Source organism: Streptomyces sp. NPDC003032 (assembly GCF_053591415.1).
Genome location: NZ_JBSFTT010000018.1, coordinates 141,020 through 167,463 on the forward strand (window position 1 = coordinate 141,020; position 26,444 = coordinate 167,463).

Here is a 26,444-nt window from a genome sequence, read left to right on the forward strand (position 1 = left end):
CGGTGGGGCGGGCGGGGCCTCGTGCATTCGGATGCGCTTCTCGTGCGCGTGGTGCGGCGGAACGCGAAGCTCGGTCAGGACAGCCCTATCCGTACAGCTAGCGTCAGCTAGGAACCACAGGAGGCACCATGCGTGCGCCCACCGCTCTGACCGCCGTCGGCCTGGCCACCGCCGGCATCCTGGCCACCACCACTCCCGCGGTCGCCGCCCCCGCGCCACCCGGCAATCCCCTCACGGGCGTCCACGCCACCACTCCCGGGACGGCGCACAGCCCCGTCGCAGCCGAACCTGAGCCGTCGAGCGGCATCCTCGGGGGCCTCCTCGGCGGCCTTCTCGGCGGTGTCACGGGCCTGCTCGGCGGCCTCCTCGGCGGGGGCGAGACCGGAAACGCCGAGCGTGAAGAGGTCGACCACGGAGAGGTCGACCAGGGAGACCTCGACCAGGAAGAGCTCGACCAGGGAGAGGTCGAGCAGGAGGAGGCCCGGCAGGAAGAGGCCGAGCGGGGAGAGGCCGACCAGGGAGAGGCCGAGCAGGGAGACGTCGAGCCTGAAGGCGTCGGACGCGACGTCTACTGACGGACGGTGACGTACGGACGGTGGCGTACGGGCAGGCGTCAGCCGACCCGCTGCGTGTGGAACTGTTCGAGGCGGCGCTGCGCCAGCGACAGCGTTCCGCGCTGGCGGCCCGGCACCTGACGGCGCAGGCGGATCAGGTCGGGGCCGAGGGCGCGGACGGTCTCGGCGTCGCGTACGCGGTCCCAGAGGTGGTGGGCACGGTCCGCGGCGGCCTCCACCGCCGGGGAGTCGGGGGCCTGCCCGGCCGTGAGGCGGGCCATGGCCACCGCGAGCCAGATCTCGCAGCTGCGTGCCGGGTCGCCGGCGAACCGCGCGAGGTCCGCGCGGACTTCCATCCAATGGATGACCTCGTTCGAGCCCGGACCGTGCATGCGCAGCGCGGTCTGCTCCCAGGAGGCGGCGAGCGCCGCCGCCTCGCCGTGCCGGCCCGCCTCGACGGCGGCGGTGATCGCCGCGTGCGGATCGGTGTGCGGATCGGTGTGCCGGTCGTGCCCGCCCGGAGGCGCGGCGGGCGGCGGCATGCGTGGGTCGCGCGCGAGCACCAGGTCCTGGGCGCCCTCCGCGAGGGACTGGGCGGCGGCCTGCTCGTGGAGTCGCGGGAGCGGGGGGCGGTGGCCGCTGCGCAGGACGGTGGCGAGCGCCTTCATGTAGACGGGGACCGCCGGTGTGCGGCGCCGGGCCGGTGGGGCGACACGGCCGTACAGCGCTACGCCGGGGCCCGCGTCGAGCGGTTGCTCGTGCAGGGCCTGCCAGCTCTCGGCATCGGTGTGCAGATCGACGATGAGCGTGGTGGCGCCCGGCGGGCGCAGCCGCAGTTCCTGGGTGAACCAGTGCCAGGGGAAGCCCGTGTAGCGCATGGTCGCGGGGGTGGCCCGGGCGAGCGCCACGTGCAAGTGGCGTTGGCGTCGGTCGAGATGGAGCTGCCCGATGAGGTAGACGGTCAACGGGCCCGGCGCCATGGCGGCGGCCCGCAGCCGGGTGAGGACCGTCTGCGGGTCCAGCGGATCCGCCAGTTCCACCACGCTCGCTGTATCGGTCCCGGCGAGCGCCGCGGGTGACACGGCCGCGAGCACGGGAAGTACGGAGGCCGCGTCGACGAGCCGGCTCCTGCTGACGGGGGCCGCCGCGATGAGCAGCGCAGTTCCTGGCACCGGCCCCTCCCTATCGATCACCACGTCTGCACCGTATCCGCTGCTCGCGCCGGGGACGACAAGCAGGCGGTGATCCGTTCGAACTGGGCGCACGGCGTCGGCGTACGAGGGCGGGTTCCGCCGACGCTCCTCGCCCGTGCGGCAGGCAGTCGGCCCGCCCGGCCTGCAATTACACTACGTAATTGCCCATTTGACCCTTGATCGGACGGGTCTTTCGCTCAAACTACCCTACGGACAAGGGTACGAACGCCGCTGAGCGGGCACGATGGACGTAGGACCTTGGTGCCGCGCAGGACCCCGGTGGCGTCCGGTACCGGTCTCCGCAAGCCTCGCCACCCTCCAATCGACTACTCTCAGTGAAGGAGGCAGGACACTGCTGGACTGGGAAACGGGCACCGCCGACTTCACCTTCGGCCTGCAGCACCGCGTGGTGAACGGCACTGATGTCCTTGTGTTCTGGGGCGAACTCGACGCCTGGGCCGACCAGGAGCTCTCCCCCCGTGTGACGGCACTCCTCGACCGGGCCGGCCACCAGGTCGTCGCGGACCTTCGAAAGGTGACGTTCCTCGACGCCGGCGGCCTGCGGCTGCTGGTACGGATCAGAAAGCACGTGGCCGCCGAGCAGGGCACCTTGTGGCTGGTGCCCGGCGGCCCGCGGAACTGGCGCGTGCTCCGCATCACCCGCCTCGACCGGACCTTCACGATCCCGGCCTGCGCCCCGTACACGGGCGGACGGCCGGGCGCCCGCAGCGCTCACCACTGACCCGGGTCGGCCCGGGCCGACCCGGGCCGCGCCATGACTGCTCAAGCGCATAAGGCAGTACCACGGGGGCACTTGGAAGCCATGCATCTGCCTTCGGTGACAGCACACGGCAAGGTCCGGGCCCGGCGGGCCGCCAGGGGGACGACCATCGCCGCGGTCGCGCGCGCCGGGTTCGTCGGCCGCGGAGTGATCTACCTGCTCATCGGGGCGCTGGCCCTGCGGATCGCCTTCTCGGACGGAGGGGACCGCCAGGCGGACCGCGGCGGCGCCGTGGCGGAGCTCGCGGACCGGCCCTTCGGGAACGTACTGCTGTGGCTGCTCGGCATCGCCCTGGCCGGGATGGCACTGTGGCGGCTCTCGGAGGCCCTCTTCGGACAGGCGGGGCCGGACGGCGACAAGGCGGGCAAGCGGGCACTGTCCGCCGGGCGTTGCCTCTTCTACTGCTTCGTGTCGTACTCCGTCCTCGCGTACGCGGCGGGCGACCAGGGAAGTGGCAGCGGCGCGAGCGACCGGCGCACCAAGGATGTGACGGCGAAGGCCTTCGACTGGCCGGGCGGGCGGTGGATCGTCGCCGCCGCGGGAGCCGCCGTGCTCGTGGCGGGGCTGTGGATCGCCGGCCGGGCGCTGCTGCGCAAGTTCCACAAGAGGCTGCGGCTCTCCGAGATGCCGCGAAGGGTGCGCCAGACCGCGGACGTCCTCGGCGTGGCCGGCGGCGTGTCCAGGGGCGTGGTGTTCGCCGTGGCCGGGGGGTTCGCCCTCGCCGCGGCGCTGCGGCACAAGCCCGGCGAGGCCAAGGGCATCGACAACACGCTCCGCTCCTTCGCCGACACCGGATTCGGCCCCTGGCTGCTCGCGCTGATCGCCGTCGGCCTCGCCGCCTTCGGCCTCTTCTCCTTCGTGAACGCGCGGTGGCGCAGGCTCTGACGAGCGAAGTCACCGGTCAGCCCAGGTTCACACCGAGGCCCTGAACACGTATCGGACATCGGTCAGTCGCTCCGACACCTCCCACAGCCGACGGCCCGTCTCCGCGTCGGCCGCGGCGGGCGACAGCACCACCCGCTTCGGCGCGCCGCGCAGCTCCGCCGGGCCGTCGGGGCCGATGAACTCACCGCCGAGCACACTCGGATCGGTCGCCGCGTACAGCTGTGAGCGGGCGCCGTCGGCCGGGCACTGGGCGAACAGCGGGTTGCCGATGCGGCCGAACACCACGCGCCACAGGCCGATCGGGCCGTTCAGCTGCAGGTTGGTGGCCGTGTACCCGGGATGGGCGAGCACGCTGCGGACGGGGCTCCCTGCCGCGGTGAGGCGCAGGTGGAGTTCCCGGCCGAAGACGGCGTTGGCGAGCTTCGACTGATTGTAGAAGGCCATGGGCTTGTAGCGGCGCTCGCCGTGGAGGTCGTCGAAGAAGAGGCGCCCCTGTCGGTGGTTCACCGAACTGACCGTCACCACGCGGGGATCGCGGCCCGCCGACAGCGGGTCGAGCAGCAGCCCGGTGAGCGCGAAGTGGCCCAGATGGTTGGCGGCGAACTGGAGTTCATGGCCCTGCGCGCTGAGCGAGCGGGGCGGCGCCATCACCCCGGCGTTGTTGACGATCACGTCCAGTCGTGGATGGTCGGCGCGCAACCGGTCGGCGAAGGCGCGGACCGAGCCGAGGTCGGCCAGGTCGAGGCGGCGCACCTCCAGGCGCGTTTCCAGCCCCGCCTCGGGCTGTTCGGCGGTGATCTCCGCCACCGCCCGGTGGCCCTTGTCCTCGTCGCGCACCGCGAGGATCACGTGCGCGCCCCGGTGGGCGAGCGCACGGGTGGTCGCGAGGCCCAGGCCGCTGTTGGCCCCGGTGACGAGGAACACCCGGCCGGTCTGGTCCGGGATCTGATCGGTGGTCCAGTGCTGCTGCGTCATGCGGCACATGTTGCCGCCTTTGGCACTCAGTGTCAACGCGTTACTGAGTGCTGTGAAAGGCATGCCGTGTACGATGGATGGGTGAGCTACCGCCCTGAAGTGAGCATGGCCGAGCGCAAACGACGGCTCGTCTCGGACGAACTGACCGAATCGGCGCTGCAGTTGCTGGCGCTGAAGGGGTTCGACGCGGTCACCATCGACGAGATCGTGACCACCGCCGGCGTCTCGCGGCGCACGTTCTTCCGGTACTTCGCGTCCAAGGAGGACGTGGTCGTCCAGTTCCTGGCCGACATGGGCGCCGGCATGCGCGCGGACCTCGCGGAGCGGCCCGCGGACGAGCCGCCCTCGGTGGCGCTGCTGCACGCCGTCCGGCTCCCCCTGGCCACCTGCGCCGCCCACTCCGAGCGCGCGCTGCGCGTCGTCCAGCTGATTCTGCGCACCCCCGCCCTGCTCGCGCGTTTCCTGGAGCGCCAAGCACAGTGGCGCGGCGATCTGACGGCGGAACTGGCGCTGCGTATGGGGCTCGACGCCGAGAGGGAGCTGTATCCGCGGCTGGCCGCCGGGATGGCGCTGACCGCCTTCGACGCCGTGTTGCAGCGGTGGAGCGGCAGTGACGGCACCGAGGACCCGGCCGCACTGCTCGACCGGGCGTTCGCGGTGATCGCCCCGGCGCTCGACGGCGTCGAGGGGTAGTCGTGAGGTAGTCGTGAGGTAGTACTCCGCAGGGCGCCCGAAGGCCGTGGCGGGCGGCCCGGCAGGCTCGCCGGGCCGCCCGCGCCCCTTGGGCGACCGCCCGTGCCCGTCTCAGACGACCGCCCCCGTCCCCCGCTCCTTCCTTCTGCGCGCCTCCAACGGGCTGCCACCTTCCGGCGCTCGATCCGCAGGGCCGCCTCGCGCGGGCGGCGGCGCCACGGGGTTCACGGGGTTGCGCTGTTCGAGCGCGACGGCGATCGGAACCGCCGTGAAGACCGTCGACGCGATGCCGACCACCACTCCCGCGATCAGCGCCAGCGAGAAGTCGGCGAGCGAGTCGCCGCCGAGCACGGCGAGCGCGGCCAGGATGAACAGCGCGCCCATGCCCGTGTTCACGGTGCGCGGCAGCGTCCGCACGACGGCGCGGTTGGCGGTGGACTCCGGATCACCGCGCGGGTCGCGGCGCCGGGCCTCGCGTACGCGGTCGAAGACGACCACCGTGTCGTTGACCGAGTAGCCGATCACGGTGAGCAGGGCGGCGAGGAAGACGCTGTCGATCGGCTTGCCGAGCCAGGCGAAGAGGCCGACGACCAGCAGGACGTCGTGGACCATCGCGGACACGGCCGCCGCGGCGAGGGTCCACCGGAAGCGCACGCTCAGGTAGATCAGCTGGGCGGCGACGGCGATGCCCAGGGCGATGAGGGCCTTGTTCCGCAGTTCGGTGCCCAGACTCGGTCCGATCAGTTCGTCGCGCTCGACGGTGACGGTGCCGCCCGGCCTCTCCAGGGCCGCCTGGACGCGCCGCTGTTCGTCGTCGGTGAGCCGCTCCGTGCGTACGGTGATGTCGCCGTCCCCGGACTCCTGCACCACGGCGCGCGGGAACCCCGCGTCCGAAACGGCGCCGCGGGCCGTGTCGGCGTCGACGGGCCTGCTGGTGCTGTACTCGACGAGCCGGCCGCCGGTGAACTCGACGCCGAAGTCCAGGCCGCGCAGCGCGATCCCGGCGACGGCCACGGCGACCAGGAGGGCACTGGCGCCCAGCCAACGGCGCCGGTGGCGCACCAGGTTCGGTTCGCGTCGGGCCAGCCAGGCGCGCACGCGGCCCGTGGAGGCGATGCCGGTCAGGGCGGGCCGCTTGCGTACGAAGCGTCGGGCGACGGCGAAGTCGGCGAGCACCCGGGTGATGACCAGCGCGGTGATCATCGAGGCGAGGACGCCGATGCACAAGGTGACGCCGAAGCCCTTCACCGGTCCCGTGGCGAAGAAGAAGAGCAGGCCGGCGGCGAGCAGCGTCGTCACGTTCGAGTCGACCACCGCGCTCCACGCCTTCGCGAAGCCGGTGCGGACGGACCCCGCCAGCTCCGTGGAGCGGACACCGATGTACTCCTCCCTGGCCCGTTCGAAGACGAGGACGTTGGCGTCGACGGCCATGCCGATGGCCAGGACGAACCCGGCGAGGCCGGGCAGGGTCAGCGTCGCGCCGAGCGCGATCAGAGCGGCGTACGAGATCAGGCCGTACAGCGCCAGGGCGAGCGCGGCGAGCACGCCGAGGAGCCGGTAGACGACGGTGATGAACAGCGCGGTCAGGGCGATGCCGATGAGGGCGGCCTGGGTGCTCGCGGCGATGGCGTCGGCGCCGAGGGTGGGGCCGACGGTCCGCTGCTCGACGACGTCGACGGGCACCGGCAGGGCGCCGCCCTTGACGAGCGCGGCGAGGTCGCGGGCCTCGGACCGGCTGAAGTCGCCGGTGATCTGGGTGGAGCCACCGGTGATGCCGACCTCGCACGACACGCCCTCGTTGACGCCGGGCGCTGAGATGATCTTGTCGTCGAGGGTGATGGCGACGCGTCGCTCGGGCGCGCCCTGGGGGGCGCAGGCCGCCTTGCCTGTGACGCGCGCCCAGGCGTCGGCCGCCTTGTCGCGGAAGTCGAGCGAGACGACCCAGCCCTCCAGGGACTGCTGGTCGAGGAGTGCCTCGGCGTCCTTGACGCCCCCTCCGGAGAGCGCGGTGGGGCCGAGGACTAGGTGGTTGCCTGGTCGGTCGGGGTCGGGCAGGGTCCGCGATCCGTCGGCGGCGGGCTTCGCCTCGCCCCGCTCCGCGGACTCCCCCGTCACCGGGTGGACCGTCAGCTGCGCGGTGCGGCCGATGACTTCGGCCGCCTCGCGGGGGTCCTGCACTCCGGGGAGTTCGACGATGATCCGCTTCTCGCCGGAGCGGGCGAGGCCGGGCTCGGCGACGCCGAGCGCGTCGACGCGCTGCCTGAGCACTTCCAGGGCGCGGTCGGTCGAGGCGGCGTCAGCCTTGACGGTGGGCGAGTCCTTGGTCTCCAGGACGATGTGGGTGCCGCCGCGCAGATCGAGGCCGAGGCGAGCGGTTTGGGTAAGGGCGATGTAGACGGACAGGGCGACGACGCACAGCGCGACGACCGCCCGCCACAAGGGCGCACGGGACTTGGGGGTACGCGGTTTGGGCGTACGTGATGTGGCCGCACCTGATTTGGCGGGCGGTGCACCTGACTTGGGCGCACGGGACATGGGTTCTCCACGGATGAGGGCAGGACGGAAGAACGCGTGACCGGGCGGCGCGGTGCGCGCCGGGTCAGGCGTCGGGGACGGTCTGCGTGCTCATCGGTGGGGCGGGCCCCGCGGCGCGGCGGACCCGACCGCCTCACGCGGCTGTACGCGCGTGGTGGCGGGCCGGGCATCGGGGCCGCCCGCGGCGCGGTGCGGCGCCGTGTCGACGGCCGTGCGCGCGGGGCCCACCGGATGCGGGCCCGGAATGTGGGCGTCGAGGCGGTGCGCGACGACGACTCGCAGGGCGGGGACGTCCTCGGGTCCGGTCTGCTTCCCGGCGTGTGCCGCCACCGTGTGGTGGGTGAGCGGGCCGTCGTCGGACGAACCGTACGCGGTCGCGGCGGACGGGGCGAAGAGGGCGAGGACGGCGACGACGAGGGACAGCGCGGCCCCGGCCAGGCGCGCGGAACGGCTCTGCTGCGACACGCGTGCCCCCCGTTCCCTCGTCCGTGCCGCCCGCCGAGCGGTACGGCGCCCGGTGCGGCGACCGGCGCTCAGCTGTCCGGCGGGGCACGCACGCGTACCCCGCCCCGTCAACGTACGGACCCCCACAGGCGGTTCCGCCCCGCACCCCCGAACTCGATCCCGTCCACGGCCCCACGCGCGGCCCGCGAGGGACAGAACAGGCACGCACGGCGAACCCCGCCCCCGTCAACGTACGGACACGCGGTCCGCGAGCGGCAGGCAGGGCACGCACACCTACCGAGCAGTTCCGGCCCCGCCCGCTGCCTCACCCCCCGTACTCCACCAAGCCGGTGGGCACCACGATCTGCCGGGGCGGCTCAGCATCCTCCCCCGCGGGCCCGCCCCGTACGCGGTCCGCGAGGAGGTGGCCCGCTGTGCGGCCGAGTTCGTCGCTGTCGTACGTGACGAGGGTGAGGGGCAGGCCCAGCGCGTCGGCCAGTTCGAAGTCGTCGAAGCCCGCCAGGGCGGTGTCCGCGCCGCCACGGGCCCGCAGGGCCCGGATCGCGCGGAACGCTCCTATCGTGTTGCGGTTGTTCGAGCAGAACAGCGCGGTGGGCGCATCGGGCCGCGCGAGCAGTTCGGTGGCCGCCAGTGTGGCCTCGTGGGGTTCCGTCTGGCCCTGGCGCACGAGGCGGTCGTCGACGGCGAGGCCCGCCGCCGTCAGGGCGGCCGCGTAGCCGCGAAGACGTTCGGTGCCGGTGTAGACGGCCGGGGGCGAGCCGAGGAAGGCGACGCGGCGGTGCCCGCGGTGCAGGAGGCGCGTCGTGGCGGCGTGGGCGCCACCGAAGTCGTCGACCAGGACGCAGTCGGCCGCGAAGCCCTCGGGCGGGCGGCTCGCGAGAACCACCGGCACCCCCTCGGCCGCCGCCGCGGCGAGGTGGCGCTGGTCGGCGCCCGCGGGGACGGCGATGATGCCGTCGACGCGGCGGGCCACGAGGTCGGCGACCAGCTCACGTTCGGCGTGCGGGTCCTGGCCGGTGTTGCCGATGACCGTCTTGAGGCCGTCCTGGACGACGACGGAGTCCACTCCCAGGGCCAGGCGTGAGTAGAAGGGGTTGGCGAGGTTGGTGACGACGAGTCCGACGAGGCCGCTGCCGCGGCCGAGCCTGAGGCTGCGGGCCACCTCGTTGGGGCGGTAGCCGAGCGCGGCCGCCGCGGCGCGGACCCGTTCGCGGGTGGCGGGCAGCACCCTCGGGTCGTCGCGCAGCACGCGGGACGCGGTCATCGCGCTGACCCCCGCGCGTTCGGCGACGTCCCGCAGGGTGGGCTGGCCGCCCCTTCTGTTCTCGTCCATTGTCCCGTTCCGTTACTGGGCTTCGGCCATGTCGTTCCGCCTCAGGTCACCGCCGCCGCGTACGCCGCCGCCCCCATCAGCGCCCCGTTCTCGCCGAGCGCCGCGCGGCGCAGCGTGACCGGAGTGTCTCCGAGGCCCGCGCGCAGGGCGGGCCGGATCAGGTCCCACGAGGCGGCCATGGCTCCGCCGACGACGAGGGCCGTCGCGTCGAAGTCACGCAGGTGCGGGGCGAGGACGGCACCGAGGGTCGTGAAGGCCTCGTCGAGGACGCGGTGCGCGCGCCGCTCCCCCGCCCGCGCGCGCTCCGCGATCTCGCGCACGTCCTGGGGCTCGCCCGGGCCGAACGGCCTGCCCGGCCTGCCCGGCCCGCCCGGTCCGCCCGGTCCGCCCGACCCGCTCGGCCCGGCGCCGCCGTAGCGCGCCAGGATGGCGCGGCGCGACACCGCGTCCTCCAGCGGTCTGCCGCCCTCCTTGAGCAGGTCGACGCGGCCCTGCGGCGGTACGCCCGGCCCTTCGCGTCGCACGAAGCCGTCGACGGCGAAGGCCGAACCGACGCCCGTCCCCAAGGTGATGCCGACGCAGCGGCGGTGACCGCGCGCGGCGCCCGCCCGCCATTCGCCGAGGAGGAACGCGTGGGCGTCGTTCAGGAACACCGTCTCCGCGGGGCGCGGCCACACGCCGTCCAGAAGCACCGACCGTACGTCGATGCCGTACAGGTCGTCGAACTTGCCGACGCCTTCGAAGCGGGCGATGCCCTTGTCGTAGTCGAAGGGGCCGGGCACCGCCACGCCCCACACCTGTCCGGCCGGCGCCTCCAGCTCACCGGCGCAGCGGACCACCGCGCCCAGGATGTGTTCGGCGGTGCCCCGGGCGTCGAGCGGCCGCCGCACGCTGCGGGCGACGACCGCCGTGTCCGGGTCGGCGAGGGCCGCGGTCACATGGGTGCCGCCGATCTCCAGGACGGGCCTCATGAGTCGCCGCGCACAGGAGCCTGCCGGACCAGGGCCTTGACGACCTTGACCGTGCGGCCGCCGATGGCCGCCAGGCGGTAGGGGCCGACCGCCGCGGGCACCGTCAGCGTCTCGGCGTACGACAGGGTGTGCCGCTCCCCCGCCTCCGTGAGCACCACGACGCCCTCGCCCTCCGCCACGTTCAGGACGTGGAAGCGGCCCGCCGTGTCGTCGTCGGCGACCGCGTCGGCGCCGCCGTCCAGGACGTAGCGCCGCACCTCGTAGAACATCTCCTCCAGGGCGCCGATGAGTTCCTCGCGCCAGCCCTGGCCGCGGCGCAGCGTGCGCGGTTCCTGGACGAGGTCCCGGACGACGGCGTCGCCGCGCCGCTCGGTCTCCAGGTTGGCGAGGCCGTGTTCGTAAGGGAGTTGGCGGGGCTCGCCGTCGGCGTCGGGGCGCAGCCAGTCGTAGAAGCGCAGGGAGTAGAGGTAGGGGGTGGCGCTGATCTCCAGGACGAGGTTTCCGGCCCCACTGGCGTGCGGGGTGCCCGCCGGGATCATGAAGAGGCGGCCCCGGTCGGCGGGGAAGGTCATGACGTGGTCCTCGGGGTCCATCGGTATGCCGTCGTGCGCTGCCTCCTCGATCTCCTTGCGGAAGAGGTCCAGGTCGGCGTCCTCGCGCAGGCCGAGGAAGACGCGGGTGCCGGGGCCGCCGAGGGTCAGGTAGTACGTCTCGTGCTGGGTGTAGGGCCAGCCGAACCGCTCCCGCATGTACCGCTCCTTGGGGTGGCAGTGCACGGACAGGTTGCCACCGCCCACGGTGTCGAGGTAGTCGAAGCGGATCGGGAAGGACGTGCCGAAGCGGGCGCTGACCTCGGGTCCGAGCATGGCTTCGGGGTGCAGGACGCAGAGGAGCTGGAAGGGGATCTCGGCCTGTTGGCCCGGGTGTGTGCCGATGAGGACGCCCGCTTCGGGGGCGATGAGTTCGTAGCCGAGGGCGGTGTTGCGGGCCCCGGGGTTGAAGCCGAGTTCGCTCTGGGCCCAATGTCCGCCCCAGGGCGTGGAGTTGAAGTACGGCCGGGTGCGTACGGGGCGCCGGGCGAGGCCGGCGAGGGTGGCGCGCAGCCCTTCGCCGTCGATGTACGTGGGGCGGTCGTGGTCCTGTACGTCGAGCCAGCCGTCGACGCGGGCGGCGAGCGCGTCGCGGTGGCGGTCGAGGACGGGCCAGTCGATGTAGAAGAGACGCCTCGACCCGCCCGGCTCGGACGGCAGGCCGAGGTTGCGTCCGATGCCCGCGGCCATGGCCGCCTCGGCGTGGCGCTTGGGCAGGTCGGCGTACCAGAGCAGGTCGTGCGGGAGGAGCGAGGCGCCGGGTCCGTGGACGAGCATCAGTTCGCCCGCCGAGGGGCGCGGCGGAAGGGGCAGGTCGTCGAAGAGGTCGCGCAGGGGGTTCTCGGCGAGTCGGCAGTAGTAGGGGTCGTCGGTGGTGTCGGTGCGTTGGCGTACGGTCTCGGGCGGGGCGTGGTGGGCGCGCAGGTCGAGGGTGCGCACGGTCGTGCCGAGCGTGGCCAGTTCCTCGCCGAGCCGGCCGGCGAGGCGGTCCCAGTCGACCGTCGGCGGGCCTTCCACGGCGACGGTGGCCGGGCCTTGGGGCAGTCGTGCGGCGACGGCCCGCCAGCCGGTGGCGAGGACGGCCCCCGGTGCCGGGGCGTAGCGCGGGTCGAGCCGGTACACACGTTCTCCTTCGTGCGGCCGTACGTACGTGAACACATGCGGGGGCGGGGCTTCAGGGACGTACGAAAAGAACCGCGGTGGTCCCGAGGGCGGGGACATCGACCACCACCTGCCCTTCGTCGCCGGGGAGATGGGCGCCCACCGTGCCGAGGAAGTCCGCGTGGTGTGCGGCGGTGACCGGGAAGCGGGCGCGGACCGGGCAGGTCAGCGGCTCCTCGGCGAACGACTGGAGCCGCAGCAGGACCTGGCCGGGCCGGGGCGTGGTGGCGCCGACGAGGCGGACCCGCGGGTCGCCGATGTCGGCGAAGGCGTGCTGGCCGGGCGCGCCGTCCGAGACCCCCCTGGCTCGGACGGCGCGCAGGGGGCGGCTCCAGGCGGCGGCCGTGTGAGGACCGAGGCCGTCGGTGGTGGGGCCGCAGGCCAGGCTGTAGCGGTAGGTGAACGCGAAGCCCTGCCGGCTGGGGAAGTTGGTGTCCCAGATGTTGTTGTGGATCCAGGAGAAGAGGGTGGCGGGTTCGTCGTGGTCCATCGTCCTGGGGAACGGCGCGTACGGCAGGGCGATGTTGCCGAACTGCACGAGCGGCGCGTCCTGCGTGGACCAGGCGACCGCGAGGGTGTCGTCGCGCAGCGTCACCCAGCGCCGGACCGCCCGCATGTGCAGGGCGGAGCCGGGCACCACGGGCAGGCCGCTGCCGGTGGCGCCGCCGGATGCCTCCATGCGGACGACCGGGTCGTCGAAGGCGAAGGGGAACGCGAAGCAGGCGCTCTCCTTGCCGAGGCGGGCGTCCTTGTCGAGGTGGTTCTCGATGTCGAGGCGGGGCACGCCGTGCGGCAGGGTCAGTGTGGTGCGCAGCCGGTTGGCGCCCGCCGGGCGGGTCTCGTACGTGATCGACTCGGCGGTGGCGGTGGAGCGGCGGGCGATCAGCGCGGCGGGCGGGGCGACCGCGCGGACGCCGAGGTGTTCGAGCCGGTCCGTGGCGGTCGTACGGCTGGAGTTGTGGTTGAAGCCCCCGGCCGTGGTGTAGCTGTCGTGGACGTAGCCGTTGAAGCCCACGACGGCGCCCGGACGGACGAGTTCGCGGCCGGTCGCCTTGTCGACGACCGAGGCGACGCAGGCGTGTGCGAGGTCGACGCGGACGGCGAGATGCTCGTTCTCCAGGAGGGCCGGGTCGGGATGGGCCAGGGCTTCGGCGGCGGTCTCGGCGGGGTCCTCGCGTTCGGTGCCACCGGTCGGGTTCCAGCCGGTGGCGGCCTTCACGGTCACGGTCCGCCGCTCCGGGGCGGCTTCGGCGGCGGCGATGACGTCCAGGCGTACCGATCCGGCGGGCGGCACGTCGTCGACGCGGACGAGCAGGAAGCGTCCGGCGTCGCGGTGGTCGTCGTTGGTCTGCGGCCGCTCCTCGTGGACGAGCCGCCGCCCGTCGCGGGCGTCGCGCACGGTCACCGGATGGTGCGGCGGCACGGTGCTCTCCGGCAGGAAGACGCGTACGACGTCGGTGCGCGGCCAGGAGCAGGTGTTGACGGCGTGGTACGCCGCCGCCGCGTCCGGCGGGGCGGTGAGCCGCTGCCCGAGGCGGGCGCTCGCGCGGGCGAGGAGCGCGTTGCCGTCGTCGTGGGCGCGCAGGGCCTGGCCGTACTTCCAGTGCCACTGGTGCGCGCCGCTGTGGCCGCCCTCGTCGCCGTGGGTCCACGGGTCGCCGGCGCCCCAGGTGTGCTCGTCGAAGAGCGACACCGCTTCATAGACCCCGGCGGCGTCCCTGCTGTCGTCCTCGGCCCCCGTGGCGCCGAGGAGGGCGGCGAACGTGCCGATGGTCTGGGCGTCGGCGACCACGGACTGGGCGGTCCGGGCCAGGGACAGCGGATGTGCCCCCGACCCGACCCCGTCGACCCACCAGTCGGTCCAGTCGCCCTCGAAGGTGCGGATCTCGCCGCCGAGCCTGGCCTCGGCGTCGGTGAAGAAGTCCTCGTTGCGGGAGAGCCTGAGCCGGGGGAAGGCCCAGGTGTCGTTCCAGCGGCGGACGGTGTCGGCGATGACGCGCCGGGGCGGCGCGTTGTCGCCGAACTTGCCCTGGACGCGCAGGTGGAGGATGTCCCAGGGATAGGGCTCCCGCTTGACCTCGGTGCGGTCCATGGGCCAGCCGAAGATGCCCCCTTGGTAGGGGTACGGGTGGGTGGCGAGGGAGGTGAGGTAGGCGGGCAGCAGGTCGTCGACGTCGGCGTACCGCGTGTCGAAGCCGAGCAGCGGCCCTTCCATGTAGGCGAGGCCGTGCGGGGTGTCGGTGACCCACACGAGCACGCTGTTGCCGCTGGGCGCGCGCCAGCGGAAGAGGCGGGGCAGCTTCTCGCCGCCGACGAGGTGGGGCACGGAACGCCCGGCCCAGTTGTGCGCGACGGACAGGTACCTGACGCCTGCGGCGGCGAGCGCGTCGACGAGGCCGACGACCGCGCCGGGCACGTCGGTCTGCATGGCGGAGGTGAAGTCGACGCCGTGTTCGTCGCGTATGTCGTGGGCGAGGCGCAGGAGTTCGTGCAGCTCGTCCGTGGAACACGTCTCGGTGTGGAGGTTGAACGGCATCGCCGTCAGTTCGATGCGGCCCTCGCGGACCCTGCGTACGAACTCCTCCACCTGCTCGGCGGGGCGGGCCTTCGCCCACTGCTGGAAGGACCACAGCGACTCGACGCACCACCTGAACCGGGACTCGGCGGGCCAGTCGTCGGTGGCGCGGGTCAGCTCCAGGCAGGAGTCGAGGAAGGACAGGTGCTCGGCGAGGACGCGGCCCTGCGGGTCGGTGTAGCCGATGTCGAGGTGGGAGTGGTGGACGAGGTGCAGGGTCCAGCGGCGCTGCGGGGTCAGCTGTACGTCGACACCGTCCCGCCCTTCCAGGAGGCCGACGGTGACGCGGGTCGCCGTCTCGACGGCGGGCAGCAGGAGCCGCACGGAGCGGCCGGGCCCGGCGGCACGCTCGGCGCGCACGGCTGTGCCGGATTCCGTACGAACACTCAACTCGACCGGGAGATCCGCGCCGTTGACGGACTCGACGCGCAGGGACTGGAGCAGGGTGCCGTCCTCGGCGTGGCGCAGGAGGGGTTCCTCGGTGAGCCTGATGGGAGTGCCGTCCGCCAGGGTGCCTTCGGCGCTCACCACACTGGAGCGCAGGCTGTCGCGTATCCGGTCGTTGTCCCAGTCGGTGGTGCGGACCAGAGCCCGTGTCGTCATGCGGATCGCTCCCGGGAGGCGGTGGTGTGGTCGGGTCAGCGGGCGGACGCGGTGACGCCGCGCAGGAACAGGCCGCGGAACACCAGGAAGAGGACGAGGGTCGGCGCCGACACGATCAGGGCGCCGGCGAGGATGACGGGCGGTCCTGTCGTGGAGTAGGCGGTGTTGAGGGCGGTCAGGGCCGCCATGACGGGCTGGACCTCGGGGCTGCGGCTGAGGGTGATGCCGAGCAGCAGGTCGTTCCAGACGGCCGTGAACTGGAAGATGAAGGCCGCGCCGAGCCCGGCCCTCATCAGCGGGACGTGGACGCGCCAGAAGATCCGCCGGAAGGACGCGCCGTCGATCAGCGCCGCCTCCGTCAACTCCGGCGGCACCGTGGTCAGCTGGTTGCGGATCAGGAAGAACGCGAAGGGCACCGCCCACGCCGTGTACACGAGCATCAGGCCGAGCCTGGTGTCGTACAGGTCGGCGTCCGCGTAGAGGCCGAAGAGCGGCGCGAGGAACATCTGCAGCGGGAAGAGCGTGCCGGAGTAGATCAGCCAGAACCAGAACGCGGGCCTCGGGATCGGCAGCACGACGACGGCGAACGCCGCCATGGCCGCCACCAGGACCGCGAGCAGACCGCAGACCACGGAGTAGAGCAGCGAGGCCTGGAAGCTGTCGCCGATGCCGGCCGCGTCCCAGGCGGTCCTGACGTTCTCCCAGAGGTCGAAGCCCCGCACCGTCCATTCGGGCTTGCCCGCGTACTCGTCCGACGGTGTGAGGGCGTTGACGACCAGCAGATACAGCGGGACCAGCCAGAGCAGCACACATCCGGCGACGAGCACGTTGCGCACCGCGCGTCCCATCACACTCCCCCCTCTCAGCTGTTGGCCGTGCCCGTGTCGGGCATCTGGCGGCGCAGATACATCCAGGACGAGGCGACGACGATCACCGAGAGGACGAGCGCGATCGCCGAGCCGTAGCCCACGTGGAAGAGCCGGAACGCCTCCCGGTACATGCTCAGGGCGAGGGTCTCCGAGGAGCGCGAGGGGCCGCCCTTGGTGAGGACCCAGATCATGTCGAACGCCTTGAGGCTGTTCACGATGGCCATGCCCACCACCACGACGGTCACGGCGCGCAGTCCGGGCAGGGTGATGTGGCGGAACATCCGCCAGCCGCCCGCCCCGTCCAGTTCGGCGGCCTCGACGGTCTCGCGCGGGATGGCCCGCAGGCCGATCGCGAAGAGCACGACGTTCAGTCCGGTCGCCTGCCATGTACTGGCGACGATCATCGAGAGCGTGTTCTGCGGCCACTCCAGGAGCCAGGCCTGCGCCCAGCCGTCCAGGCCGATGCCGCGCAGCAACTGATTGACCGCGCCGTCGGAGGTCAGCATCGAGTTCCACAGGACGGCGGTGGCGGTGGCCGAGATCGCGTACGGCAGCACGATGATCAGCTGCACGACGCCGCCGAACCGCATGCGGTGGGTGGCGACGGCGATGAGCAGTCCGGCGAGGACGGGCAGGAGCAGCGTTCCGGCCACCCACATCACGGTGTTGAGCAGCGATCTGCCGAAGATGGGGTCGTCGGCGAGGCGCGCGTAGTTGTCGAGCCCGGTGAAGCTGCTGGTGAAGCCGTTGTCCTCGAAGAAGCTGCCGTAGACGCTGCGGAGGAACGGATAGACCAGCAGGACGCCGACGAAGGCGAAGGCGGGCAGCGCCCAGGGCACGCCGGCGAGGGGGCCGCCGAGCCTGCCGCCGCCCGCCTTCGCGGCCTGGTGCGGGGTGCGGGTGGGCACCCGGCGTCGTACGCGCACGGCCTTCGCGGTGCCGTGCGCGGGGGTGGCGGTGCCGGTCATGTCTCCTCCGCCTCCCGCCACACCTGCCACGCGTCGTCCGCGCGGTCCTGCATGGTGCGCAGCGTCTTCCGGTACGAGGAGGGGTTCAGGAGGAAACCGGCGAGGTCGTCGACGGTCGCCTCGACCAACTCGGGCGGGCCCTGCTCCCAGAAGCGGTTGAGCAGCCACAGCTTGTCGCCGCGTACCTTCTTGGCGAGGGAGCCGATGAGGGGGTTCGCGGCCTCGACCCGCGGATTGGGGCAGCCGTCCTGGAGGGTGTGCGAGAAGGCCCTCATGACGGCGGGGTGCAGCCAGGAGCGGGTGGCCTCCAGCGCCTCCGCGCGGTCGGGGCCCTTCACGGTGGCGACGAGGGCGCTGGACTCGAAGATGACGCTGGGGCGGGCCTTCGGGTCGGCCATGGGGAGCACGAACGCGCCGAGGTTCTCGCCCGGCCTGCCGCCCGCGCCCGCGAGGGTGGAGCCGAGCCAGGTGCCGCAGGGCACCATGCCGACCTTGCCGTGCAGCATGGCGGAGGCGGCGTCGGTGTGGTTCATGTCCATGGGCGTGAACCAGTCCTTGTCGAAGAAGGACGCGAGGGTGCGCAGGGCGCGTTCGGCGCGCGGGTCGGTGTACCGCTCGCGGCCGTTCATCAAGCCGTCGTAGAACGCGGGGTCCTGGCGGCTGAGGACCTCCTGGAACCAGATGAAGGAGGGCCAGCGTTCGTGGGCCGTGCCGTGCAGCGGGGTGATGCCGGCCTTCTTCAGGCGTGCGCAGGCGGCGAGGAAGTCGTCCCAGGTCCGGGGGGTTTTCAGACGGTGCTCGCGGAAGACCTCGGGGTTGTGGAAGAGGACCCAGTACGCGAGGTTCATCGGCAGTCCGTAGACGCGCCGCCGGTAGGTGAACGCGTCGCGCAGGGAGGCGTCGACCCAGCCCTTGCCGACGGCGCTGTCCCACTGCCGGGTCAGGTCCTCGATGCCGCCGGTGCGGGCGAGGTCCTGGAGGCGGTAGCCCGACCAGTACTTGAGCATGTCCGGCGTCTTGCTGGTCCGCAGCGAGGACTTCACGATCTGCTCGAACGACTCCAGGGACGGGTTGACCTCGGGGACGAGGCGCGGCGCATACACGGACTTCATGGCCGCGCCCGCGGCGGCCATCGGCTTCTCCCATGCCGCGCTGTCGCCGAGGACGGCGACCTTGCCCGGGGGCTGCCCTTTCGCGGTGCCGCAGGCGGTGGCGAGGGCTCCGGTCGCGGCGGCCAGGAGGACGGTGCGGCGTTCGAGTGACGCTCTGGGCGCCCTCGTTCCCGGGTGACGACTACCTGACATGGATGACTCCCTCAGGTGTGCCTCGTCCCGTTGTTAGCGTTAACACGGGCGTCATGGAGCTTCACCGCGGGCGCACCGGATGTCAATGGGTCGCGAGCCGCTTACGTCGCCAACTCCCGTGCGCGGTACGGGGATTCGCCGCCGCGCAGGTACGCGTCGCGCAGCCGCTCGCCGTATTGGAACCCGCACCGGGGCGGGTACGTCCAGGGGCGGACGCCGCTCTGGACGGCGACGGTCGGCCCGACCGGCCGCGGGGCCTCGCCCGGGGCGCCGGTCCGGGTCATCCCGTCGTCCCCTCTTGTCACCCAGGTGCCAAACGCCCTCACCCGGACGCGCATCCCCACACATAGTGAACGGTCCAGACGTGAACTACGTTGCCCGACACCCCGGAAACCCCCACCGTCCATCGCCCCGAGGAGAACGCCCATGCGGATGCCCGCAGAGCATCGCACCGTCGCGGCCCTCGCCGCCGTCACCGCGGTCGCCACGCTCGGCCTCGCCGGACCGGCCGCCGCCGACGCCGGCACCGACGCCACGGAGCCGCTGCGCTATGTCGCTCTCGGCGACAGCTACAGTGCCGGATCGGGTGTGCTGCCGCTCGATCCGAAGGCGCCACTCCTGTGCGCCCGCACGTCGAAGAACTACCCGCACCTGCTCGCCGCCTCCCTCGGCGCGAAGCTGACGGACGTGACCTGCGGCGGCGCGCAGACGAAGGACTTCACCGCGGCGCAGTACCCGGGCGTCGGCCCGCAGTTCGACGCGCTGAAGAGCGACACGGAGCTGGTGACGCTCACCATCGGCGGCAACGACAACAACACGTTCATCAACGCGATCCTCGCGTGCGGCAGCGCCGGCATCTTCTCGGGCGGCAAGGGCAGCCCCTGCAAGGACAAGCACGGCGACACCTTCAAGGAGCAGATCGAGTCCAAGACGTATCCGGCGATCAAGGCCTCCCTGAACCAGATCAAGGCGAGATCACCGAAGGCGAAGGTCGCCATCCTCGGCTACCCCTGGATCACCCCGGCGAAGGCCGTCCCCGGCTGCTTCGCCAAGATGCCCATCGCGGAAGGCGACGTCCCCTACCTCCGCGATCTGCAGACCCACTTGAACGGCGCCGCGCAGCGCGCCGCGGCGGAGACCGGCACGGCGTTCGTCGACATGGCCGCCGCCTCCGACGCGCACGACGCCTGCCGCCCGGCGAACCAGCGGTGGATCGAGCCCGTACTGTTCGGCACGAACTTCGTCCCGGTGCACCCGAACGCCGCGGGCGAGGCCGGAATGGCCGAGCAGACGGCGAAGGCGCTGAAACTCTCCTGACGGAACCCGGCCCGCAAAAGTGAACCACCCACGCGCGGGGCGGTGGCGGAGGGCTGCGATCCTGGTCCGGTGACCGGAACCACGTGGCCCACCAGCAAGAACCGCTCCGCGCGGACCCTACGAGCCGGTGCCGGCGGCGCGCTGCTCCTCGCTCTCCTCGGCTCCTCCCTCGCCGCCTGCTCCTCCGGTTCCGGGGACGCCGTCCGGCGCCCGCCCGTCGACGCCGCCTTCGACTATCAGCTGGGCGGCGCCTACCGGCCCCCGTCGAAGGTGCGAGCCGTCTCCCGCGACCGCGGCGCCGATCCCGCCCCCGGCCTCTACAACATCTGTTACGTCAACGCCTTCCAGGCCCAGCCCGGCAAGGACGCCGCGCGCTGGTGGCAGCGCGAGCACCCCGATCTGCTGCTGCGCGACGAGGGCGGGCGGACGGTCGTCGACGAGGACTGGAAGGAGCCGCTCCTCGACATCTCCACCCGGGAGAAGCGCGCCGCGCTCCTCGATGTCGTCGGCGAGTGGATCGACGGCTGCGCCGAGGCCGGCTTCGACGCGGTGGAGCCGGACAATCTCGACTCCTACGAGCGCTCCGACGGCCTGCTCACCGCCGACGACGCGGCGGCCTTCGCCCGCCTGCTCGCCCGGCGGGCCCACGACGGGGGCCTGGCCATCGCCCAGAAGAACACCACCGATCTGCTGGAGCGGCGCCGCACCATCGGCTTCGACTTCGCCGTGACCGAGGAGTGCGCCCGCTACAAGGAGTGCCCCGATTTCGCGGCGGCGTACGACGGGAGGGTCTTCGACATCGAGTACGAGACCAAGGACTTCGACGCCGCCTGCCGCTCCTGGGGCAAGAAGCTGTCGGTGACCTTGCGCGACCGCGACGTCCGGCCCGTGGGTGAGGACGGGTACGTGTACCGGCGCTGCTAGCGCGCGCTTGGGGCGGCGTCTGGAAGAACTCGTCGAGCAGTCGGTAGAAGGCCAGCCGGCTCTCTTCGACAACGACCGCCCTTCCGGCCGCCCCGGTCCCGGTTCCGGTTCCGGTTCCGGTCGCGGTTCCGGGACCCTGGACGGTCGAAGGGGCAGTCCGCCGACGGCAGTTCGTGCAGGGCCCTGGCGACGTCCGCGAGTGCCTCGGCCACGGCGAAGCGGCTCTCCTCGGGCCACCGCTCGACGGCCGGTCTGCCCGGCACGGCACGGCCTCGGTCACCAGCCAGGCCGTCTCCCTGTCGGCGTCCCGCTCGACGACGCGCGGCACGGGGATGCCCCGCCCCGAGAGCCAGGCGAGGCGGTCGGCCTCGCCGGACAGGTCGAAGGGCGAGCCCTCGTACGTGACCGGGGCGACCTTGACGTACGGGTCGGGACCGGCACCGCCCGGGTCGGTGAGGCGGTGCACCTCGGCGCAGATCACTGTCCATGATCCGCGTCATGGCAGCCGGGCGGCCCCCGCCCTCCACTGGATTTACGGAAGGCTCAGCTCTCCCCCTCCGGCGGCGGAGGCGGCTTCGGTGCGCCGCGTGGCGGTGCGATCTTGTCGTATGTCGACTTGGCGTATGTCGACTTGGCGTATGTCGAAGAGGGACCGCTCGCCGGGGCCGGAGCCATGGCCTCGTCCGCCGGAAGCAGCGCGTCGCGGTGGGCGCCGGGGTCCCAGCCGGTCTCCACGACCCGCTTCTGGAAGACGACCGCGCCGAGCAGGACGGCCGCTCCGATCAGCAGCATGAGGACGACGCCGCCGGCCTCGCCCGCCTTGGCGGCGTACCCGATGAGCGTGCCGAACCAGCCGAAGTCGGCGTCGCCGAACGTGGTGTTCTCCTCGCCGAAGGCACCGAGGACCTTCAGGAGCAGCGCCGGCAGGAAGGTGATGAGGACGCCGTTGACGAAGGCGCCGAGGGCCGCGCCGCGGCGGCCGCCGGTGGCATTGCCGTAGACGCCGGCCGCGCCACCGGTGAAGAAGTGCGGGACCAGGCCCGGCAGGACGAGGGCGAGTCCGAAGGCGGGGTGGAAGACCCAGGTGAGCAGGCCGAGGCTGACGAGGCCGCCGACGAAGCTGGAGATGAAGCCGATGAGCACGGCGTTCTCGGCGTAGGGGAAGACGATCGGCGCGTCGAGCGAGGGCACCGCCCCGGGCACCAGCTTCCGCGCGATGCCCTGGAAGGCCGGGACGAGTTCGCCGAGGATCGTGCGGACGCCGAAGAGGATCACGGCGACCGCGATGCCGAACTGCAGGCCCTGCATCACGGACTGCATGACGTAGTCGCCGACGCCGCTCGCGCCCGCCGCGCCGTCCTCGCCGAAGGCCTTGAACGCGGCCTCCTTGCCGGCCTTGGCGAGGAAGACGAGGGACATGATGAGGTGGATGAGGACCATGGACAGGGCGGTCGCCACCATCGAGTCGCGCAGGAAGCGGAGCCCTTCGGGGAGGTTCATCTCCTCGGTGGAGCGGCTGCGGCGGCCCACCAGCCGGCCCGTGGCGCCCGCCGCGATGTACCCGGCCGTGCCGAAGTGGCCGATCGCCACGCTGTCGTTGCCGGTGACGCGCTTGGTCCAGGGGTGCGCGAAGGCGGGCATCGCCACCAGCAGGATGCCGAGCAGGACGCCGCCGACGACGACCACGACCCATGAGGTCTGGCCGCCGATGGCGAGGACCATCGTCAGCAGGGTGGCCATGAAGAGCATGTGGTGGCCGGTCAGGAAGACGTAGCGCAGGGGTGTGAAGCGGGCGAGGAGCAGGCTGACGGCGAAGCCGAGGATCATCAGCCAGGCGACGCGGGCGCCGTACTGCTCCTGGGCGATGCCGACGATCGCCTCGTTGGTGGGGATCACGCCGTGCGCGCCGGTGGCGCCCTGGATCATCTCGCCGAGCGGGGCGAGGGCGCCGACGACGAGCCTGGCGCCCGCCCCGATCAGCAGGAAGCCGAGCGTCGCCTTGATGGCGCCGCCGACGATCTGCCCCACCGGTTTCCGGAGCGCGATCAGGCCGGCCGCGGTGATGAGGCCGATCAGGTAGGCCGGTTGGCTGAGGATTTCGTCGACGAGGAACTCGGCGATCGACACGAGCCGGTCCATGGTGGGTTCTCCTTGCCCGGGTCGTCAGACGTCGTACGTGTCGCGCAGGACGCGGTCGGCCTCCGCCGCGCTGGTGAAGTCCTCGACGACCTTCACCGGGACGCCGACGCCGCCGAGCGTCCTCGCGATCTCCCGCGAGGTGAGGATGGCGACGGCCTCGTTCGCCCTGCCCTTGGCCGAGATGGTGTCGGTCGCCTCGACGGTGACGTATCCGCTCCAGCCCCAGCGGTCCAGGACGCCTTCGAGGGTCTGTTTGAGGAAGAGGCTCGTGCCGACGCCGTTGCCGCACACCGTCAGGATCTTGTGCGGGTCGCCGGTGTCGCGTGCCGCCGCGAGGCGCGGGGGCGCGTCCTGCGGGGGCGCGTCCAGCGGGGGCGCGTCCAGCGGGCCGCCGGTCAGGAGGGCGTGCACGGCGTGCGGAGTGGGCGCCTCGCGCAGGGCGCGCGCTGTGTCAGGGTCGGCGAGCAGCCGGGCGAGCGCGCCCATCGCCGCGGTGTGTGCGGAGGCGTCCTTCGCGGCGAGGCCGACGACCAGTTCGACGGGGTCGTTGGCCTCGTGGCCGAACTCCACGGGTGTGGCGAGCCGCACCCAGGACATGCCGGTAGCGAGGACGGCGGGCGAGGGCCTGGCGTGCGCGAAGGCGAGGCCTGGCGCGATGACGATGTAGGGCCCGTTCTCTTCGACGTTCTCGATCATCTCGGCGGTGTACGCGTCCGTGGCGGCGCCCGTCGCGACCATCAGGTCACCGGCGCGCCGGACGGCTTCGCGCCAGTCGGCCGCCGGGGCGTCGAGGAGGACGGCTTCCACGGGGAGGATCTCGTTCAGCGCTGCCATGCGCATGATTCTCGCCGACGCGGACTGGCGATGCTCAGCCCGTCACGTCCACGACCTTCCAACGCTGGCTGGCGCCGGAGTTCGGTGTCCACGTCGTCACGGCGGCCCCGTCGTGCGTGGCCTGACCGCCTACCTCGAGGAGCCGTCCGGTGGCGGCGTTGAGGAGGGTCCACGTGCCGTCGCCACAGCTTCGCCGGTTCCAAAGGGGGCGAACCGATCCGCCTCGGCGTCAGCCCGCGGGCACTGTCCAGCGCCTGCGCCGTCGTGGAGTGGTGCTCTGGCGGAACGAGAAGCCGGTGACCGTGATGTCGCTGGAGCCTCTGAAGACGAACCCTCGCTCACCGCGGAGCACCGCGCCGCCGCGGGACACGGAGGTGATGGTGATGGGTGCGTCCCGCGTGCCGTTCTCGCCCGAGACGCTGATGGAGGCGCCGGGCGCGGCGCTGTTGATCGCTCTCTGGAGGTCGTTCAGGGAGCTGACCGTGGTGGGCGCCCCGGCCTCGGCCGCGCTCGCCGCGTGCTGCGGGGCACCGAGCGGTACGGCGGCGAGCGCCGCTCCGAGGGCGGTGCCGGTGAGGAACGTACGGCGTTGCATGGATGCGTCCGGGGTTTCGGGGGACGCTGCTTCAGGAGTCGGCCCGGCTGTTCAGGAACAGCTCGATGACGGGCACGAGGGTGTCGGGGCGCTGGACGGGGAGTTGGAGGGTGAGTGTTCCGGCGGGCCGTCCGCCCATCTCGGTGTTGAGCGCGGGCCGGCCGGGGGCTATCTCGACGCGGGTGATCTCGGACGCGTCGTTCAGGAGCTGGGCGTGGCGCACCCGGCCCGCGAGTCCCGGCAGGTGCAGATGGGCGCAGCGGCCAGGCGATCAGTTGGACGTAGAGCCGGTCGCCGCGAAGTGGCCGCCGACCGCCGCTTCCCGCACGACGTCAGGGTCCCGGGCGCCTACCGGTCACGCGTGGGCCTGCTGGGGCTCGGGCACATCGGCCGGCTCCTCGCGGACCACCTCGGCCGCTTCGACGTGGAGGTCCTCGCCACGGACCCCCTGAGCCGGTGGCACTCGGCCCCGAGGGCGCCGGCCAGGTGGGGTGTCAGGACGACGTTGGGGAGCGTGAAGAGCGGTGAGTCGCGGGCCGGAGGCTCGGGATGCGTCACATCGAGTACAGCGGTGAGGTCGGCTCTGGCGCGCAGGACCTCCGCCAGCGCCCCCTCGTCGATGAGCGCGCCCCGCGCCGTGTTGACCAGCGTCGCGCCCGGCGTCAGGGAGTTCAGGAGGCGCGCGCCGACCGCGCCCCGGGTCTCGGGCAGCAGCGGTGCGTGCAGACCGACCACGTTCGAGGTGGCGAAGAGGCCCGACGGACCGGAGCCGTGCGGCCGGTTCAGCCCCGCACCGCCCGTACGTACGCCTCGATCGCCGGGCGCGGCGCGCGGTCGAGCAGGGTGCGCAGGTCGTTGTGGGCGATGGACGTGCCGTCCAGGAAGCCGCCGGTGATCGCCGAGTACGTGCTCAGGAGCATCGGCACCTGGAAGGGCAGGGCCTGGCCCGCCTCGGTGAGGGCGGCGCGGGTCGCGGCGAGGGAGCCCGGTTCGTACGAGCCGCCGAGCGCGGCGGCCAGATCGGCGCCGCCGATGGCCTGTTCGCCGACCAGTTCGTAGGTGCGGCCCGCGTGCGCGGCGGGTGCGGTCGCCACGCGGACGGCCACCTCCGCGAGGTCCTCGCGGGCCACCGCCGCCAGGCGGCCGGTGCCCAGCGGCGCGGCGATCGTCCCGTCGGGGCCCGGCGCGGCGACCGCGGCGAGGAACTCCGCGTACAGGCCGTTGCGCAGCACCGTCCACTCCAGCGCTGAGGCGCGGAGTCTGCGTTCGGTCCAGCGGTGGGCCAGGGCGTATGTGAGGTGGTCGCCGTCGCCGCTGAGGCTGGTGTAGACGAGGTGGCGCACGCCCGCCTTCTCCGCGGCCGATATCGCGGCGTCGTGGCGGGCGATGACGACGTCGTCCTCGGCGGCGCCCGCGGAGATCATCAGGAGGGTGTCGACTCCGGTGAAGTCCAGCGAGACCGGGTCGTCGAAGTCGACGCGGCGCTCGCCGGGCCCCGGGCCGCGGGTGCCGAGGACGACGTCGTCACGGTCGGCGAGGCGGGCGGTGACGAGCTTGCCGAGGGCGCCCGTGGCACCGGTGATCATGAGCATGGGATGGTTCCCCCGTTGTGAGTGGTTCGTCTCCGTGACGCCGCTGAGCAGCGGCTGCGGAACCATCATCAGCGGCGGCGAGCACGCCGCGTAAGGAGGCACTTGAATGTCGGCAGGGCACACCGCGGTAACCACCCCCGCGGCCGGGGAGCCGGTGATCAGCTGCGAGACGCCGCAGGACGAGTGCGGGGTCAGGGACGTCCTCGACCGGCTGGGCGACAAGTGGTCGGTGTACGTGGTGGTCGAACTCGCCTCGGGTGTCCTACGGTTCAAGGAGTTGCAGCGCAGGATCCACGGCGACATCTCGCAGCGGATGCTGACCGTCACCGTGCGCCGCCTGGAGCGCGACGGTCTGGTGAAGCGGACGGTGTATCCGACGATCCCGCCCCAGGTGGAGTACGAGTTGACCGAGATGGGCCACAGCCTCACGCACCTCGTCAAGGCGCTCGCCGACTGGTCGATCGGCCACCGGCCCGCCATCGCCGCCGCCCGCGCCTCCTACGACGCGGTGCGGCGGCAGCCCTGACGGCGCCGGAACGGGCCTGAACGACCGAGCGGGCCGGTCGGAGCCGCCCCCTCAAGGGGTGC

Annotated in this window: 25 protein-coding genes and 1 pseudogene; 7 read left to right on the forward strand and 19 right to left on the reverse strand. The window is 72.7% G+C overall.

Annotated features, from left to right (window positions below; genetic code table 11):
- Positions 1-128: 128 nt before the first annotated feature.
- Positions 129-575, forward strand: coding sequence for a hypothetical protein (locus ACWDZ7_RS25010; RefSeq protein ID WP_451799910.1), 447 nt, complete (start codon positions 129-131; stop codon positions 573-575).
- 38 nt (positions 576-613) lie between these two features.
- On the opposite strand, the gene ACWDZ7_RS25015 is transcribed toward ACWDZ7_RS25010, so the two are convergent.
- Positions 614-1,726, reverse strand: a complete 1,113-nt coding sequence (locus ACWDZ7_RS25015) for a hypothetical protein (RefSeq protein WP_451799912.1) — start codon at positions 1,724-1,726, stop codon at positions 614-616.
- A 430-nt stretch (positions 1,727-2,156) separates the two neighbouring features.
- Between ACWDZ7_RS25015 and ACWDZ7_RS25020 the strand changes: the two genes are divergently transcribed.
- A complete protein-coding gene (locus ACWDZ7_RS25020) occupies positions 2,157-2,489 on the forward strand; it encodes an STAS domain-containing protein (protein WP_451799913.1) in 333 nt (110 codons plus the stop codon).
- A gap of 81 nt (positions 2,490-2,570) precedes the next feature.
- Positions 2,571-3,413: a DUF1206 domain-containing protein gene (locus tag ACWDZ7_RS25025; protein ID WP_451799915.1), complete on the forward strand. Its 843-nt coding sequence runs from the start codon at positions 2,571-2,573 to the stop codon at positions 3,411-3,413.
- A gap of 27 nt (positions 3,414-3,440) precedes the next feature.
- Here ACWDZ7_RS25025 and ACWDZ7_RS25030 read toward each other — a convergent pair whose 3' ends face one another.
- A complete protein-coding gene (locus tag ACWDZ7_RS25030) occupies positions 3,441-4,388 on the reverse strand; it encodes an oxidoreductase (protein ID WP_451799917.1) in 948 nt (315 codons plus the stop codon).
- Between the two features lie 105 nt (positions 4,389-4,493).
- On the opposite strand from ACWDZ7_RS25030, the gene ACWDZ7_RS25035 reads away from it, so the two are divergent.
- Complete coding sequence (locus ACWDZ7_RS25035) at positions 4,494-5,081, forward strand: TetR family transcriptional regulator (protein ID WP_451799982.1); 588 nt, start codon at positions 4,494-4,496, stop codon at positions 5,079-5,081.
- Positions 5,082-5,192: 111 nt separating this feature from the next.
- Here ACWDZ7_RS25035 and secD read toward each other — a convergent pair whose 3' ends face one another.
- From secD to ACWDZ7_RS25085, 10 genes are all read right to left on the reverse strand, one after another.
- Positions 5,193-7,616: a protein translocase subunit SecD gene (secD, locus tag ACWDZ7_RS25040; RefSeq protein ID WP_451799919.1), complete on the reverse strand. Its 2,424-nt coding sequence runs from the start codon at positions 7,614-7,616 to the stop codon at positions 5,193-5,195.
- Positions 7,617-7,706: 90 nt separating this feature from the next.
- Positions 7,707-8,081 carry a hypothetical protein gene (locus tag ACWDZ7_RS25045; RefSeq protein WP_451799921.1) on the reverse strand — a complete coding sequence of 125 codons (375 nt, stop codon included), beginning with the start codon at positions 8,079-8,081 and terminating at the stop codon, positions 7,707-7,709.
- A 304-nt stretch (positions 8,082-8,385) separates the two neighbouring features.
- Positions 8,386-9,414, reverse strand: coding sequence for a LacI family DNA-binding transcriptional regulator (locus ACWDZ7_RS25050; protein ID WP_451799923.1), 1,029 nt, complete (start codon positions 9,412-9,414; stop codon positions 8,386-8,388).
- Positions 9,415-9,455: 41 nt separating this feature from the next.
- Positions 9,456-10,385 carry an ROK family protein gene (locus ACWDZ7_RS25055; protein ID WP_451799925.1) on the reverse strand — a complete coding sequence of 310 codons (930 nt, stop codon included), beginning with the start codon at positions 10,383-10,385 and terminating at the stop codon, positions 9,456-9,458.
- A complete protein-coding gene (locus tag ACWDZ7_RS25060; RefSeq protein ID WP_451799927.1) occupies positions 10,382-12,097 on the reverse strand; it encodes a class I mannose-6-phosphate isomerase in 1,716 nt (571 codons plus the stop codon). Before ACWDZ7_RS25060 ends, ACWDZ7_RS25055 begins: the two co-directional genes overlap by 4 nt.
- Before the next feature lie 52 nt (positions 12,098-12,149).
- Complete coding sequence (locus ACWDZ7_RS25065; protein WP_451799929.1) at positions 12,150-15,314, reverse strand: glycoside hydrolase family 38 N-terminal domain-containing protein; 3,165 nt, start codon at positions 15,312-15,314, stop codon at positions 12,150-12,152.
- Positions 15,315-15,349: 35 nt separating this feature from the next.
- Positions 15,350-16,162, reverse strand: a complete 813-nt coding sequence (locus tag ACWDZ7_RS25070; RefSeq protein ID WP_451799931.1) for a carbohydrate ABC transporter permease — start codon at positions 16,160-16,162, stop codon at positions 15,350-15,352.
- Positions 16,163-16,176: 14 nt separating this feature from the next.
- Positions 16,177-17,151, reverse strand: a complete 975-nt coding sequence (locus tag ACWDZ7_RS25075; protein WP_451799933.1) for a carbohydrate ABC transporter permease — start codon at positions 17,149-17,151, stop codon at positions 16,177-16,179.
- Positions 17,148-18,455, reverse strand: coding sequence for an ABC transporter substrate-binding protein (locus ACWDZ7_RS25080; protein ID WP_451799935.1), 1,308 nt, complete (start codon positions 18,453-18,455; stop codon positions 17,148-17,150). Before ACWDZ7_RS25080 ends, ACWDZ7_RS25075 begins: the two co-directional genes overlap by 4 nt.
- Before the next feature lie 101 nt (positions 18,456-18,556).
- Positions 18,557-18,739: a hypothetical protein gene (locus ACWDZ7_RS25085; RefSeq protein WP_451799937.1), complete on the reverse strand. Its 183-nt coding sequence runs from the start codon at positions 18,737-18,739 to the stop codon at positions 18,557-18,559.
- Between the two features lie 142 nt (positions 18,740-18,881).
- Between ACWDZ7_RS25085 and ACWDZ7_RS25090 the strand changes: the two genes are divergently transcribed.
- Positions 18,882-19,772 (forward strand): SGNH/GDSL hydrolase family protein, encoded by an 891-nt coding sequence (locus tag ACWDZ7_RS25090; RefSeq protein WP_451799938.1) that lies wholly within the window; start codon positions 18,882-18,884, stop codon positions 19,770-19,772.
- Positions 19,773-19,841: 69 nt separating this feature from the next.
- Positions 19,842-20,696, forward strand: coding sequence for an endo alpha-1,4 polygalactosaminidase (locus tag ACWDZ7_RS25095; protein WP_451799940.1), 855 nt, complete (start codon positions 19,842-19,844; stop codon positions 20,694-20,696).
- 543 nt (positions 20,697-21,239) lie between these two features.
- Here ACWDZ7_RS25095 and ACWDZ7_RS25100 read toward each other — a convergent pair.
- From ACWDZ7_RS25100 to ACWDZ7_RS25130, 7 genes and pseudogenes are all read right to left on the reverse strand, one after another.
- A complete protein-coding gene (locus tag ACWDZ7_RS25100) occupies positions 21,240-22,835 on the reverse strand; it encodes a PTS ascorbate transporter subunit IIC (RefSeq protein ID WP_451799942.1) in 1,596 nt (531 codons plus the stop codon).
- 24 nt (positions 22,836-22,859) lie between these two features.
- Entirely contained in the window at positions 22,860-23,669 is an 810-nt protein-coding gene (locus tag ACWDZ7_RS25105; RefSeq protein WP_451799944.1) for a PTS sugar transporter subunit IIA, read from the reverse strand.
- Between the two features lie 34 nt (positions 23,670-23,703).
- Positions 23,704-23,856: pseudogene (locus ACWDZ7_RS25110) on the reverse strand (RICIN domain-containing protein); the annotation flags it as partial.
- A 42-nt stretch (positions 23,857-23,898) separates the two neighbouring features.
- Positions 23,899-24,264, reverse strand: coding sequence for a hypothetical protein (locus ACWDZ7_RS25115; protein ID WP_451799946.1), 366 nt, complete (start codon positions 24,262-24,264; stop codon positions 23,899-23,901).
- A 31-nt stretch (positions 24,265-24,295) separates the two neighbouring features.
- Entirely contained in the window at positions 24,296-24,487 is a 192-nt protein-coding gene (locus tag ACWDZ7_RS25120) for a hypothetical protein (RefSeq protein ID WP_451799948.1), read from the reverse strand.
- Positions 24,488-24,612: 125 nt separating this feature from the next.
- Positions 24,613-24,999, reverse strand: coding sequence for an NAD(P)-dependent oxidoreductase (locus ACWDZ7_RS25125; RefSeq protein WP_451799950.1), 387 nt, complete (start codon positions 24,997-24,999; stop codon positions 24,613-24,615).
- 47 nt (positions 25,000-25,046) lie between these two features.
- Complete coding sequence (locus ACWDZ7_RS25130; protein ID WP_451799952.1) at positions 25,047-25,856, reverse strand: NAD(P)H-binding protein; 810 nt, start codon at positions 25,854-25,856, stop codon at positions 25,047-25,049.
- 106 nt (positions 25,857-25,962) lie between these two features.
- On the opposite strand from ACWDZ7_RS25130, the gene ACWDZ7_RS25135 reads away from it, so the two are divergent.
- The gene (locus tag ACWDZ7_RS25135) at positions 25,963-26,382 is read left to right on the forward strand and encodes a winged helix-turn-helix transcriptional regulator (protein WP_451799954.1); all 420 of its coding nucleotides are present in this window, start codon (positions 25,963-25,965) and stop codon (positions 26,380-26,382) included.
- The last annotated feature ends 62 nt before the right edge of the window (positions 26,383-26,444 follow it).

What these genes read in the sequence shown, in the direction of transcription:
- ACWDZ7_RS25010 (WP_451799910.1), top strand. Translation starts at nt 129, where the DNA reads ATGCGTGCGCCCACCGCTCTGACCGCCGTCGGCCTGGCCACCGCCGGC.
- ACWDZ7_RS25025 (WP_451799915.1), top strand. Translation starts at nt 2,571, where the DNA reads ATGCATCTGCCTTCGGTGACAGCACACGGCAAGGTCCGGGCCCGGCGG.
- ACWDZ7_RS25030 (WP_451799917.1), bottom strand. Translation starts at nt 4,388, where the DNA reads ATGACGCAGCAGCACTGGACCACCGATCAGATCCCGGACCAGACCGGC.
- ACWDZ7_RS25035 (WP_451799982.1), top strand. Translation starts at nt 4,494, where the DNA reads ATGGCCGAGCGCAAACGACGGCTCGTCTCGGACGAACTGACCGAATCG.
- secD (WP_451799919.1), bottom strand. Translation starts at nt 7,616, where the DNA reads ATGTCCCGTGCGCCCAAGTCAGGTGCACCGCCCGCCAAATCAGGTGCG.
- ACWDZ7_RS25050 (WP_451799923.1), bottom strand. Translation starts at nt 9,414, where the DNA reads ATGGACGAGAACAGAAGGGGCGGCCAGCCCACCCTGCGGGACGTCGCC.
- ACWDZ7_RS25055 (WP_451799925.1), bottom strand. Translation starts at nt 10,385, where the DNA reads ATGAGGCCCGTCCTGGAGATCGGCGGCACCCATGTGACCGCGGCCCTC.
- ACWDZ7_RS25065 (WP_451799929.1), bottom strand. Translation starts at nt 15,314, where the DNA reads ATGACGACACGGGCTCTGGTCCGCACCACCGACTGGGACAACGACCGG.
- ACWDZ7_RS25070 (WP_451799931.1), bottom strand. Translation starts at nt 16,162, where the DNA reads ATGGGACGCGCGGTGCGCAACGTGCTCGTCGCCGGATGTGTGCTGCTC.
- ACWDZ7_RS25075 (WP_451799933.1), bottom strand. Translation starts at nt 17,151, where the DNA reads ATGACCGGCACCGCCACCCCCGCGCACGGCACCGCGAAGGCCGTGCGC.
- ACWDZ7_RS25080 (WP_451799935.1), bottom strand. Translation starts at nt 18,455, where the DNA reads ATGTCAGGTAGTCGTCACCCGGGAACGAGGGCGCCCAGAGCGTCACTC.
- ACWDZ7_RS25085 (WP_451799937.1), bottom strand. Translation starts at nt 18,739, where the DNA reads ATGACCCGGACCGGCGCCCCGGGCGAGGCCCCGCGGCCGGTCGGGCCG.
- ACWDZ7_RS25090 (WP_451799938.1), top strand. Translation starts at nt 18,882, where the DNA reads ATGCGGATGCCCGCAGAGCATCGCACCGTCGCGGCCCTCGCCGCCGTC.
- ACWDZ7_RS25100 (WP_451799942.1), bottom strand. Translation starts at nt 22,835, where the DNA reads ATGGACCGGCTCGTGTCGATCGCCGAGTTCCTCGTCGACGAAATCCTC.
- ACWDZ7_RS25105 (WP_451799944.1), bottom strand. Translation starts at nt 23,669, where the DNA reads ATGGCAGCGCTGAACGAGATCCTCCCCGTGGAAGCCGTCCTCCTCGAC.
- ACWDZ7_RS25115 (WP_451799946.1), bottom strand. Translation starts at nt 24,264, where the DNA reads ATGCAACGCCGTACGTTCCTCACCGGCACCGCCCTCGGAGCGGCGCTC.
- ACWDZ7_RS25130 (WP_451799952.1), bottom strand. Translation starts at nt 25,856, where the DNA reads ATGCTCATGATCACCGGTGCCACGGGCGCCCTCGGCAAGCTCGTCACC.
- ACWDZ7_RS25135 (WP_451799954.1), top strand. Translation starts at nt 25,963, where the DNA reads ATGTCGGCAGGGCACACCGCGGTAACCACCCCCGCGGCCGGGGAGCCG.